We start from the raw sequence: 12,335 nt of genomic DNA on the forward strand, positions 1-12,335 counted from the left end.
TTTAACCACATACCGTTTCTTTAGCTGAATATTAATCTCAACTTAACAAGGGCATTTCTTTAAATTACCACCTGCCGATGGATATCTCGAATCAACACAATGACGGTAGAAAGTCTTCGCATCCATTGGGGTTAAATCAGGATGATGAGCTTTCATGTGCTCCAGATAAGTTTGGTAGTCTGGAACCCCAACCATCAGTCGGAAGCTTTGCTGCAAACGCTGCCATAAGGTTGCAATGCGCGACCAGTTCTTTGGGGAAAGTAATAGCTCTTTTTGCGAGAGCACTGTCATTTTGATGATTTTCGCAATAATGACAGTTCCATTTTTTGCAAATTTAAAATTCATCATTACTCTCCTCGTGGGGTGACCACTTTCGGATCAGCATATACAGCTGGTGCTTCTTGAGCAGTTGGTGTCGGGCTTGCTAACGCACGGCGCACAATACCAATCGCAGCAATCACCATCACAATCGCAACGATCATGAAGAAGCCACAAAGTGCAGCGTTGATTTGATTTGACATCACAATCGTCTGCATTTCTTCAAGTGTTTTTGCTGGTTTTAATATTTCACCACGCGCAATCGCATCTGAAAATCTATTCGCTTGTGCTAAGAAACCAATCTTTGGATTTTCGTGGAAAATCTTTTGCCAGCCCGCAGTCATACAGGTAATGAATAAGAAAATTGTTGGGAAAATCGTTACCCATACATATTTTTCTTTTTTCATTTTAAACAGAATAACTGTACCCAAAATGAGTGCCATTGAAGCCAACATCTGGTTACCCACACCAAATAAAGGCCAGAGTGAGTTGACACCACCTAATGGATCAATCACACCTTGATAGACGAAGAAGCCCCATCCACCTACCGCAACAGCAGTACCTAGCAAATTACCAAAGAATGAGCTTGAAGATTTAACCGCAGGAATAACAATACCCACAGTGTCTTGCACCATGAAACGACAAGCACGAGTACCCGCATCTACAGCAGTTAAAATGAATAATGCTTCGAATAAAATCGCAAAGTGGTACCAGAATGCCATCATTGAACGGCTGTTAAAAATTTCCGAAATGATATGTGCCATACCAATCGCAAAGGTAGGCGCACCACCTGTACGTGAAAGAATCGAGCTTTCACCTACTTCCTGAGCCAACACCGTTAGCATTTCAGGCGTAACGACAAATCCTAAATTACGCACAGCTTCTGCCGCAGATTCTACAGTTGTACCGAGTACAGCCGCAGGCGCATTAATTGCAAAGTACACACCTGGGTCTAAGACAGTTGCACAGATCATCGCCATAATACCGACGAAAGATTCCATGAGCATGCCGCCGTAGCCAATCACACGAATGTCAGCTTCGTTATCAACGAGTTTTGGTGTTGTACCACTTGATACAAGCGCATGGAAACCAGAAATGGCACCACAGGCAATGGTAATAAATAGGAATGGAAATAAGCTACCAGAGAATACTGGACCAGTACCGTCAATAAAATGAGTCACTGCCGGCATTTTTAGTTCAGGTAATGCAATCACAATACCAACGGCCAAGCCAAGAATGACGCCAATTTTAAGGAATGTTGATAGATAATCACGTGGCGCTAACAATAACCAAACTGGTAAAACTGATGCGATAAATCCATAAATGATTAAGCACCATGTCAGCTGTGTTCCTGTTAAAGTGAAAAACTCACCCCAGTAAGGATCTGCTGCAACCTGACCACCATAAACAATGGCAAGCATCATTAAAACGAAGCCGATAATAGAAACTTCGGCAATACGTCCCGGGCGAATAAAACGCATGTAAACGCCCATAAACAATGCAATTGGAATCGTCGCTGCAATACTGAAAACACCCCATGGACTATGGGCAAGTGCTTTCACCACAACTAATGCCAGTACCGCAAGGATAATAATCATTACCCCAAGCGCACCAAGCATGACCACAATACCGGCAAAAGAACCGAGTTCTTGTTTTGCCATTTCACCAAGTGAGCGACCGTCTCGACGTGTTGAAATAAATAAAACTAAAAAGTCTTGTACCGCACCCGCCAGAACCACACCGACCAATAACCAGATCGTTCCTGGTAAAAAGCCCATTTGTGCAGCCAAAATTGGTCCGACTAATGGCCCCGCTCCTGCAATGGCAGCAAAGTGGTGACCGAAAAGCACGTATTTATTGGTGGGAACATAATCCAGACCATCGGCCAAGCGATGTGCTGGGGTTAAACGTCTTGGGTTTAATTCAAATACTTTAGTTGCAATAAATAGACTATAAAATCGATATGCGATGCTATATACACATGCTGCAGCAAGTACAAGCCAAACCGCATTGACATGTTCACCGCGACTGAGTGCCAGCATCCCAAAAGAAATTGCACCTATTATTGCCACTAGGCTCCAGACCAGCTTGGAGGGAAGCGTAGATTTCGCTTGCATTGTGTCCATTCTTAACCTCTCAATAAATAACTACAGCATTTTTATATTGTTATGTACTGTTTCTCTTAATCCCTGTGACTCTACTCCTCCTTTTTCTTTTTTCCTCTTATACTTTCGCATAAAAAAAGGGATGATTTACATCATCCCTTCGATAATAGTGTATTTTTTAACTATTATGCACGCTCTAAATAATCGCCAGTACGAGTATCTACACGAACGCTTTCTTCTTGCTGAACAAATAACGGGACACGAACAACCGCCCCTGTTTCAAGCTTAGCTGGTTTACCGCCGCCGCCAGATGTATCACCACGTACGCCCGGATCAGTTTCAACAATTTTCAATACAACGAAGTTCGGTGGGCTTACTGTTAAAGGTACGCCGTTGAACAACATAATTGTACATTTTTCATTTGAATCGTCTTTTAACCATTTAGCAGCATCGCCCATAGCAATTTTGTCTGCCGCGATTTGCTCAAAAGATACAGGATCCATGAAGTTCCACATTTCACCATCGTTGTATAGGTATTCCATTTCAACTTCAACGATGTCAGCTGCTTCTAAAGAGTCACCTGATTTGAAAGTTTTTTCTAATACTTTACCAGTTTTAAGGTTACGTAATTTTACACGGTTGAACGCTTGACCTTTACCTGGTTTTACATATTCGTTTTCCATGATTGAACATGGGTTACCATCAAGCATAACCTTAAGGCCTGCTTTGAAATCATTTGTAGAATAATAGGCCATGAAAGGCACACTCCAAACTTAACAAGTCAACTATGCGATATAATGCGTTGTTGCATTATCTTAATCGTGTCAAATGATAAACTATTTATACCAAGAGCAAAACTGGCAATCTCAACTGAGTGACCTTATTACTGATCCTTCGGAATTGCTAAGCCTACTCGAGTTATCCTCAGAACAGCTATTATCGGGTGCGATTCTGGCTTCTGAAAAGTTTAAATTGCGTGTTCCTCGTGCGTTCGTCGGAAAAATGAACGCTAAAAACCCGCTTGACCCGCTTTTGCTACAAGTATTACCCCATCATTTAGAACTCGAAGAACATCCTGAGTTTGTGACTGACCCATTAGGCGAAGAAGCAGCAAATCAGTTACCGGGTGTATTGCATAAATATAAATCACGTTTTTTATTAACCTTGACTGGTGCCTGTGCCGTACATTGCCGTTATTGCTTCCGTCGCCATTTCCCCTATCAAGAAAATTTGCCAAAAAATGAAGATTGGCTAAATATTAAAAACTATATTGAAGCAAACCCGAACATTAACGAGATCATTTTAAGTGGTGGTGACCCGCTTACGCTTTCTAACCGTAAATTAGCACTTTGGTTAGAACGCCTATCATCTCTCAAACAAATCGAGATTCTGAGAATTCACTCACGAGTCCCAATTGTTATTCCTAACCGGATCGACGAACAGCTAATTTCTTTATTAAAAAACAGTAGGCTGCGTATAGTTCTGGTGGTACACTCAAACCATGCTTCTGAACTCGATGACTTTACTTGTTCAAAATTGTTGCAGTTATCTGACCATCACATTACTGTACTAAATCAGGCAGTATTGCTTAAGGGTGTCAATGACTCTGCACAGACGTTAATTGATTTAAGTTATCGTTTATTTGAAGCTCGCGTTATGCCTTATTACTTACATGTTTTAGATAAAGTAAAAGGTGCACAACATTTTGATTTAGAATCATCCAAGATAGATGATATCTATCGTGACGTGTTAGCGAACCTACCGGGGTATTTGGTTCCTAAACTCGTCAGGGAAATTGCGGGCGAAAAGAATAAAACACCGCTTTTTGGGGCTACAACTTTTTGAGTTATATAATAAGTGATGATGAATAATGCGCTGTCGGACATTTTTCACAATCAAACCGAACTCTCTCGTGAACGGTTAAGCTTTTGTGAAGCCAATATTAAAGATCTTAATGAATGGGTCACTACCCTTTCTATTATGCAACTCGGTGATACGTCAAAAGCATTATTCACAGCTATTTTAGAGCTCAATGAATTAAAATGTAGTGAAACCTTACGTTTCGACCTCATACAAACGCTTCATCCGACCATTAACAATGTACTCGCCAGCCTAGAGAAAAACTTCTTTAACCAAGGCGTGATTAGTACAGATCGTAATGAGCACATTATTGAATTAGCGATGTTGCTCCGCTGCTATTTCGCCAGTATTTATTTAAATATTGCGCAAAATAGTCATGAGCAACTACAGCATCAAAAGTTTTCAATCTTTGCCTACAAGCAAAAAAAGAATTTGCAAACGGCGCGTACTTTATCGACGTTTCATGCACTTCAACAATTAACGAGTCTCCTTTATCAGCAGCACATGCTTTATAGCGAGCCTCTTAAAGGTCAATGGTTAATAGCGCATCAGCTCTATGAAACCGCAGTTCAGCACAAATATCATCTCATCAATATCAATCATATTCAGGGCATACAGCACCCTTTAGCGAATATTACACAAGCTTATGCCCAGTTGATTTTGCTGGATATTTTAAATACGAACCAGATTCGTCAGTCAGAAATTCAGGCATTGTTTCAATGTAGTTTTGACTGGGCAAGAATGATTCATATTTTGCCGAAAGATACCGCATTAACGAAATATGTGGTCGATCCAAATAAGGACCATCCGCCTGTTTATAATACAAAGCGTAGCTCTAACTTTAACCCTAGCATCTTCATTGGTACGCAAGCTTTACTTGAGCATGTCACTGCAACCATGCATAAAAATGCTCAATATATTTCTAAAAATGAAAAGTTTTATTTAAGCCCTGCTTTAAAGTTTCATGTTCAAACGATTTTAGGAACCACGGCTCAACGTCGTCATGAACGTTATGAATACAATGCAGAGCTTCAAATTTGTTTTGGTTTAAGTACTGCTCATTTCTATCTATCAAAAGCAAAAAACTTTGAAGAAACGCTACAACTTAACCATAACTATAACTTACAAAGCGAATCTAAAGTTTTATCCAATCTAGAGAAAAAAGAACAACAAACCAGCTCTTATCAACGCTTAAGTCGTGAAAGCAAAACCATTTATCAAACCACCGTTCTCGATATTAGTGTTAATGGATATCGTATTAAGTGGTCTGGCGAAGCACCAAAGAACTTAAGAACTGGTGAATACATTTTAGTTAAAGAAACTTTGCATGGACAATGGCGCGGCGGTGTAATTCGCTGGATTAAACAATCGACAGAAAAATCCCTAGAGTTAGGTTTAGAGATTTTGTCGCAAGCCATGTTCCCTTGTTCAGTGCATATTCAAGCTGAGCGCCATACTCGCAATTATCATCCCGCACTATTACTACAAACACAAAATCTAGAAGAAATACAAAATACGCTTATTTTACCGGGCTCTCAAATTTTTAGAGAGCAACAAACAATTCATTTACGATTGGGGACAGAAGAAATCAAAGTGTATCTACTCAAAGCACAACTCATTACGCAAAGTTTTATTCAATTTCATTTCGAACTTTTAAATGAGCAGCAACAAGGTCTGCTTGATCAGTTCATGATGAAAAAGGGTAATAACTCTAGCACTCAAGATTTATGGGAAGCACTAAAGTGAGAAACTCTTTATTATCTAAAAAGTTAAAACGTACTGAAACACGTTTACTCATTATTGATGACAACCAGCTACGTTATAACCAGATTTTAAATTTATTATTGGGGAATGATTATCAAGTTCAGGCATTATTACTTGATGATTTAAAAAGTTTTGAAAAACAGTTAAATACGCCGTGGGATGCTATTATTTTTGGTCGTGCTTATGACCTAAAAATTGAACAAACTCTCTCCCTCATTCAAGCATCTGAACAGCCAAATTTACCTGTTTTATTATTACAACCTGACGATTATCAACCTCAGCAATATCAGGCTTATATTCAAAAAGGTATCTATGATGTAGTTCCATTAGAACCATTAGATTATTTTTATATCACTCTTATTCGGACCTTGTCGTATAGCCACTTATTGCAGACTGAACAACGCCTAACAAATGAGCTAGAAACAATTCACTCCCATACACAAACATTGGTCAATAGCAGCCATAAAGCTGTTGCCCTTTTTCAAGAAGGGATGCATGTTAAGGCAAACACAGAATACCTCAACCTTTTTGGGTTTAAGCAAGAAGACGAGATTATTGGCCTACCGATTTTAGATGTTTTACAACCTGATGATTTAAATGTTTTTAAACAAAGATTTAAGAAAATTTCATTAGGCCAATTTGATCAGGCCCGCTTTGAAATTCAGAGTCAACATGCAGCAATCGCAGGTAACAATGCTCTAAAACTAGAGTTTATTCCTAGTCAGGAAGAAGATGCTGTACAGCTAACCATTGACTATCAACTGGATTTAGCAACACCTGCAAATACACTTTTTTCAGAAAAGAGTTATGGTGTGCAAGCACCTTGGCAACAAATTAATCGACAACTATCGACCTACCGTGCTCAAGCCAACGCATTAATTTTATTTAAATTAAATCAGTGCCCAGAGCGAGTATTTCAACAAGATTGGCAAACTCCTGCACAATATTTTAATCAGCTGCACAGTTTCTTAAAAGAACACGCGCAAATGCCGATTTTTAATATCGAACTTGGTGCATATGTTGGCGTTTTACAAGCTGAAAACAGCACAGTCCTTAACTCCCAACTGACTAGTCTGCAAAGTTTGCAAAAAGAGCATTTATTAAAGATTAATGAGCTTAATTACTCAATCCAATTTAAGCTGAGCTATGCCCCAATTACTGAATCTTTAAATGAAGATAGCTTTACAAGCTTACTTGATCAAACAAATCAGCAAGAGTTACCTAAGGCGCAGGCAGAAATTGAGCTGGCACCAACCATCGATATTATCTCTCCTGAGCCTGTTAAACCTTCTATATCGCTTGATCTAAGCCTTGAGCAAGTCGATGCTCCTTTGCAATCTTCGTTATTGCAGCAATTAAAGCAGCAGTTAGCACGAAGTGAAATTCATTTAAAATATCAGCAGATCTACGATAAACACGATCAAGAAACCCATAACTATGAGGTGACTAGCGGTTTTATTAGCGATGAACAATGGCATGACATAAATGACTTGGCTGAATTAAGAGAAGACAGTGAACTTTCTATTCAATTAGATCGCTGGATTTTGGTTGAGGCATGTAAGCAACTACATAACTTTATTACTCAATACCCGAAAGCTAAACTGATTATTAACCTGAATATTGATATCTTGCTCAAAGATAAATCTTTCCCCGAGCTAATTTCAAAACTACTCACCATTATTGGTAGTAAGCTTGAAAGCCCCCTAGTTTTACAATTTTCAGAACAAGCAATTCAGCCTCATCTTGCAATTGCCCAGCAACACATAGCTCACCTGCGTCAACACGGCGCAGAAATTTCGATTCGGGATTTCAGCTCTTCTATGTATAGCGAATCAATATTGCAACAACTAGACGTTCAATATTTAAAACTACAATCGAAGAAAACAGAGCTGTTAAACTCAGATGATGGTCTAGTCCGCTTACAAGAAAAGGTTTTGAACTATTTGGCAGTAAAACCAGTCGGGATTTTACTGAGTGAACTTAATGACATGAACTCATTTGCAAATGCTTGGAATGTAGAAACTCGTTTCTTGCAAGGCCAATATTTTCAGAAAAAACTTGATCGATTAACAGACGTGCAAGACCAATAATGGTCTTGTACTGAAAAACAAAAAACGGGCATAAAGCCCGTTTTTTGTTTCGTGTTGCAGTATTAACGCTTGATAGAGCGAGACATACCAGCAAAACGTTGTTTGAATTTGTCGATACGACCACCAGTGTCTACATTCTTTTGCTTACCAGTGTAGAATGGGTGGCAAGCTGAACATACGTCAAGGTAGATAGTTTCTTTACCTAAAGCAGAACGAGTTTCGATTACGTTACCGCAAGAACAAGTTGCAACTAATTTTTCATATTTTGGGTGAATATCGGCGCGCATCGTCGATTACTCCTAATTGGAAGAAAGGCTTAAGCTGTCATCGCAATTGATCACTCTCAACTAAGTTGAGGACAGGCTCAAAATGAGCAGATCAACACCACAACAGACCATTCTTTTGGCCCACCGAAACCTCTAGGGTTAGAGCTAAGCACAACAAGTGGGCAACATTATACGTTAAATAATTTTCTTTTGCGAATTAATCTTTCGATTTAGCCCAGTAATTTGCAATCACGCCACAAACCATTAATTGGATTTGGTGAAAGATCATAATAGGCAAAACGATCATGCCTAATGGTTGGCCAATAAATAAGATTTGCGCCATCGGAACACCACTTGCCAAGGTCTTTTTAGAGCTACAAAAGAAAACCGTAACTTGATCTGCTCGGTTAAAACCTAAAGCACGTGGTAGGTAAAGTGCTAATAGCATAATGACTGTTAAGAGCACTGAACACGCAATTGTTAGAATGAGTAAAGTTTTCCAACTTACTTGATGCCAAAGCCCTGCCACTACTGCTCCACTAAATGCGCCATACACCACCATCAAAATCGAGCCTTGATCGAATGCTTTAACAATACTCGGAACTTTTGCCATATAAGGGAAAATATAAGGACGTAATAATTGACCTAAAATAAATGGCACTAACAGTAATAATGTAATTTGTATAATTGAAGTCGTCGGGTCAAATCCATGTTGGCTTTGGCCTAAAATAAAGAAGCTCACCAATACTGGCGTAATAAACATACCAATCAAGTTTGAAAAAGATGCACTGCACACCGCTCCCGCCACGTTCCCTTTTGCAACCGACGTAAATGCAATGGAAGATTGAACTGTAGAGGGTAAAAAGCACATAAATAAAAAACCCCAGTACAGCTGCTGACCTAACAGAGGTAATAAAATTGGCTTAGCCAACAGACCAATTACAGGGAAAATAAAGAAAGTAAATGCGAAGACCAGTAAATGCATTTTCCAATGCAAAATACCTTCAATTACAGCCTCACGTGATAGTTTCGCACCATGCAAAAAGAATAAGATTGCAATTGCGACTGTGGTCAATGTATTGAAATATTGCGCTGCTTGACCACTGACTGGAAAAAATGTTGCTAGTAGTACCATTCCAACTAACAAAACTGTAAATCGATCAAGAGCCAATAACTTCAGCATAGCCATATCCTATGATTATTCTAGATAAATAAAAAACCCAGTTGATAAATTGACCATTTGGTCAAGCGTTCATCATACTGGGCTAAAAAAATAAAGCTAGGCTTTTAAGAACTAATTCTTAAAGCATCACAGTCAATTTTTAGTTATTTGTCGCATTAGCATCTTGTTGAATCAATTCGACTTTATAGCCGTCTGGATCTTCAACAAATGCGATAACAGTAACACCACCTTTCATTGGCCCCGCTTCACGCACAACTTTGCCACCACGTGCTTTAATTTCTTCACACGCTTTGTAGGCATCATCAACACCAATGGCAATGTGGCCATAGGCATTGCCTAAATCATAACTTGATGTATCCCAGTTATGGGTAAGCTCAAGCACGGTATTGGTTTCTTCATCGCCATAGCCAACAAATGCTAGTGTAAAGCGCCCTTCTTCATAATCACGCTTACGAAGTAACTTCATCCCTAATACTTCGGTATAGAACTTTAAAGATTGTTCTAAATTGCCTACTCGCAACATTGTATGAAGCATTCGCATGTTTATTCACCTGCCTTTTCTGATTCATGTGTTTGATGATCTCTTAGCAATTTTCCCACCCAAACCACTAAGATCAAGATTGGAATACCAATAAGAGTTGTCATCAAAAAGAACTTTGGGTATCCAATATTACTGACTATGGTACCTGAATATCCACCCAAAAGTTTTGGAGTAAGTGTCATGAGTGAACTAAAGATTGCATATTGAACAGCTGTAAATGAAACACTCGTTAAACTTGAAAGGAATGCAATAAATGCCGCACCAGCCAAACCAGAAGCCAAGTTATCGACAATAATGGCAAAATAAAGCCATAAAGAACTATATGGTTTAATGACCTTACCGCTGACTTCCACTGGTTGACCAGAAAGTGGATCAATATAAGCTACCGGTTCAATATTCACATCAAGTTCACTTGCCGCTTTTTGATTTGAGCTAACAGCATATGGATGAGATGCAGAAAGTATTTTTTGTTCGCCATCCATTACAGCTACGTTAAGCTCTTTACTGGTCGATGCCACTAGTTTTTTTGCATCAATGGCTGCACTAAAAACACCTTTTTGATCAGTCATTTTTGCATCAAAATTTTGCCCATCAAGGCTAATGATAATTTTTTGCGTAGGAGTTAATGCTTTTCCAAAGTATTGCCCTCGAACCACAACACTTCCCTCACCATCTTTAAGTGAGACCTGATCATTACCCATTACAGGTAAAATTTGTAGAGGCGATTTAGCTGACTCAGTTGTCAGTAATGGCTGAGTACGTGTAACAGGCGCTACATCATTTGAAGCATAAGCAGCTTTTACTTCAATTTGTTTTGTTCCGCTAAAAGCAGAACTTGGTACTTCTAACTTCCATAACCCGACTTCGTCTGGTTTGACTTGATAGCTGTGTTCACCAACTTTTACATCTACCATATCTAATGGCTGACCAGATTTTACTAGTCCAATAAAAATTAAATTGGTAGAGCTAGCCAAAACAGCACCGACAAACATCAGTTTCATAATGTTGATGCGCTGTGCTAAAAGACCACCTAAGAAACCGCCGACTAAACTAAATAGTACCCCATAGATTTTAACTGCTTCTGCAATTTGCTCTTTACTGAAGTTAAGATCTTGGTAGAACACATTAGAAATAACACCAGCAATAATGTCTGAAATACGGAAGAAACCAATAAGTAGCAACAACACTAATGCAAGTTTGACACCATAGCGTTTAAAGAAATCTAGAATTGGTGCAATCCATGTCTCTTTAGCCATTTGCTGGTTAACCACACCAATTTTAACGAGTAGATAACCTACAAAAATCGCAGCAGCAGTTGCAGTTAAAAATCTTAAAGCCTCTAAACCAAATAACGCAGCACTGTCTTTAATATTGCCAGCTTGTGAAATGGCCTCGGTAACCTGCCCCGAATAAATATAAGTGATTACGAATGAAATAACGGCAATAAAAAATACGAGAACCAAACGGTAGTAATCACTACTCTTATAATTTTTATAAACTCGATTTACAACAGGCTCACGCACAAGTAGGGTCGTGACAATACCCACTAACATAACGCCTGCCATGATTAAATAAGTCGTTTTCCAAGCTTCGTAAATGTAATTACCTTTAGCAGTTCCCAAGTGGGCAGCTAGAAATAATGCACCCGCTCCAGCCACAATCATGCCAATTCGGTAACCCGCATTATAGGTAGAGGCCAATACCGTTTGCATTTCTGTTTCTGCTAATTCAATACGGTAAGCATCAATCACAATATCTTGGGTTGCTGCTGAGAAGCCGAGTAATACAGCACCCACCGCCATTTGAATAAGATAACTTTGACCTAGAGAAGGATCAGAAAAAGCCATAATACAAATAGCAAGAACGATCAAACACTGTGCAATTAACAACCAAGCTCGTCTTCGACCTAATGTTTTAGTTAAGACAGGCACAGGTAACTCATCAATAAGAGGAGCCCAAACGAACTTAAAAGAGTAACCTAGGGCAGCCCAACTAAAAAAAGTGACTGCACTTTTATCAATGCCCGCCTCTCCAAGCCATAAAGAGAGACTAGAGAAAATTAATAAAATCGGAATTCCGGCAGAAAAACCTAGAAACAGCATAATTAATGCACGGCGATCTAAAAATGCTTTAAAAGCCGAGACCCAACCCGAAGCTTGTGTGGTCATTCGTTTTTTATTTTCCATAAATTATAAATGTGCCTATTCA

General features: G+C 39.1%; 10 protein-coding genes. 3 read left to right on the plus strand and 7 right to left on the minus strand.

Annotated features, from left to right (window positions below; genetic code table 11):
* Positions 1 to 42: 42 nt before the first annotated feature.
* From HMPREF0013_RS0105485 to efp, 3 genes are all read right to left on the minus strand, one after another.
* Positions 43 to 348 carry a YbdD/YjiX family protein gene (locus tag HMPREF0013_RS0105485; protein WP_002118393.1) on the minus strand — a complete coding sequence of 102 codons (306 nt, stop codon included), beginning with the start codon at positions 346 to 348 and terminating at the stop codon, positions 43 to 45.
* Positions 348 to 2,444 carry a carbon starvation CstA family protein gene (locus HMPREF0013_RS15240; protein WP_005803786.1) on the minus strand — a complete coding sequence of 699 codons (2,097 nt, stop codon included), beginning with the start codon at positions 2,442 to 2,444 and terminating at the stop codon, positions 348 to 350. Before HMPREF0013_RS15240 ends, HMPREF0013_RS0105485 begins: the two co-directional genes overlap by 1 nt.
* 164 nt (positions 2,445 to 2,608) lie before the next feature.
* Positions 2,609 to 3,178 carry an elongation factor P gene (gene efp / locus HMPREF0013_RS15245; protein ID WP_002118666.1) on the minus strand — a complete coding sequence of 190 codons (570 nt, stop codon included), beginning with the start codon at positions 3,176 to 3,178 and terminating at the stop codon, positions 2,609 to 2,611.
* 73 nt (positions 3,179 to 3,251) lie between these two features.
* Here efp and epmB point away from each other — a divergent pair, with 73 nt between their 5' ends.
* Genes epmB through HMPREF0013_RS15260 form a run of 3 tightly spaced genes read left to right on the plus strand, consistent with a single transcriptional unit; the run spans position 3,252 to position 8,137 of the window.
* Entirely contained in the window at positions 3,252 to 4,268 is a 1,017-nt protein-coding gene (epmB, locus tag HMPREF0013_RS15250; protein WP_002118545.1) for an EF-P beta-lysylation protein EpmB, read from the plus strand.
* Between the two features lie 15 nt (positions 4,269 to 4,283).
* The gene (locus HMPREF0013_RS15255; protein ID WP_005073306.1) at positions 4,284 to 6,029 is read left to right on the plus strand and encodes a hypothetical protein; all 1,746 of its coding nucleotides are present in this window, start codon (positions 4,284 to 4,286) and stop codon (positions 6,027 to 6,029) included.
* On the plus strand, positions 6,026 to 8,137 hold the full coding sequence (locus HMPREF0013_RS15260; RefSeq protein WP_002118508.1) for an EAL domain-containing protein: 2,112 nt from the start codon (positions 6,026 to 6,028) through the stop codon (positions 8,135 to 8,137). The genes HMPREF0013_RS15255 and HMPREF0013_RS15260 overlap by 4 nt, the downstream gene beginning before the upstream one ends.
* Before the next feature lie 62 nt (positions 8,138 to 8,199).
* Here the strand turns inward: HMPREF0013_RS15260 and rpmE are convergent, their stop codons facing one another.
* The 4 genes from rpmE to HMPREF0013_RS15280 all read right to left on the minus strand — a co-directional run bounded on the left by rpmE (position 8,200) and on the right by HMPREF0013_RS15280 (position 12,313).
* Positions 8,200 to 8,424 carry a 50S ribosomal protein L31 gene (rpmE, locus tag HMPREF0013_RS15265; protein WP_001200845.1) on the minus strand — a complete coding sequence of 75 codons (225 nt, stop codon included), beginning with the start codon at positions 8,422 to 8,424 and terminating at the stop codon, positions 8,200 to 8,202.
* A 196-nt stretch (positions 8,425 to 8,620) separates the two neighbouring features.
* Positions 8,621 to 9,592, minus strand: coding sequence for a bile acid:sodium symporter family protein (locus tag HMPREF0013_RS15270; RefSeq protein WP_005803805.1), 972 nt, complete (start codon positions 9,590 to 9,592; stop codon positions 8,621 to 8,623).
* 133 nt (positions 9,593 to 9,725) lie between these two features.
* Positions 9,726 to 10,127, minus strand: a complete 402-nt coding sequence (gene gloA / locus HMPREF0013_RS15275; RefSeq protein WP_005067992.1) for a lactoylglutathione lyase — start codon at positions 10,125 to 10,127, stop codon at positions 9,726 to 9,728.
* 2 nt (positions 10,128 to 10,129) lie between these two features.
* Complete coding sequence (locus tag HMPREF0013_RS15280) at positions 10,130 to 12,313, minus strand: AmpG family muropeptide MFS transporter (protein ID WP_002118376.1); 2,184 nt, start codon at positions 12,311 to 12,313, stop codon at positions 10,130 to 10,132.
* Positions 12,314 to 12,335: the final 22 nt, after the last annotated feature.

Origin of the sequence: Acinetobacter sp. SH024 (assembly GCF_000163635.1) — a bacterium.
Lineage (GTDB): Bacteria > Pseudomonadota > Gammaproteobacteria > Pseudomonadales > Moraxellaceae > Acinetobacter > Acinetobacter pittii.

Coding starts and splice junctions, on each gene's coding strand:
- HMPREF0013_RS15255 (WP_005073306.1), top strand. CDS start 4,284: ATGATGAATAATGCGCTGTCGGACATTTTTCACAATCAAACCGAACTC.
- epmB (WP_002118545.1), top strand. CDS start 3,252: ATGATAAACTATTTATACCAAGAGCAAAACTGGCAATCTCAACTGAGT.
- HMPREF0013_RS0105485 (WP_002118393.1), bottom strand. CDS start 348: ATGATGAATTTTAAATTTGCAAAAAATGGAACTGTCATTATTGCGAAA.
- efp (WP_002118666.1), bottom strand. CDS start 3,178: ATGGCCTATTATTCTACAAATGATTTCAAAGCAGGCCTTAAGGTTATG.
- gloA (WP_005067992.1), bottom strand. CDS start 10,127: ATGCGAATGCTTCATACAATGTTGCGAGTAGGCAATTTAGAACAATCT.
- rpmE (WP_001200845.1), bottom strand. CDS start 8,424: ATGCGCGCCGATATTCACCCAAAATATGAAAAATTAGTTGCAACTTGT.
- HMPREF0013_RS15280 (WP_002118376.1), bottom strand. CDS start 12,313: ATGGAAAATAAAAAACGAATGACCACACAAGCTTCGGGTTGGGTCTCG.
- HMPREF0013_RS15270 (WP_005803805.1), bottom strand. CDS start 9,592: ATGGCTATGCTGAAGTTATTGGCTCTTGATCGATTTACAGTTTTGTTA.
- HMPREF0013_RS15240 (WP_005803786.1), bottom strand. CDS start 2,444: ATGGACACAATGCAAGCGAAATCTACGCTTCCCTCCAAGCTGGTCTGG.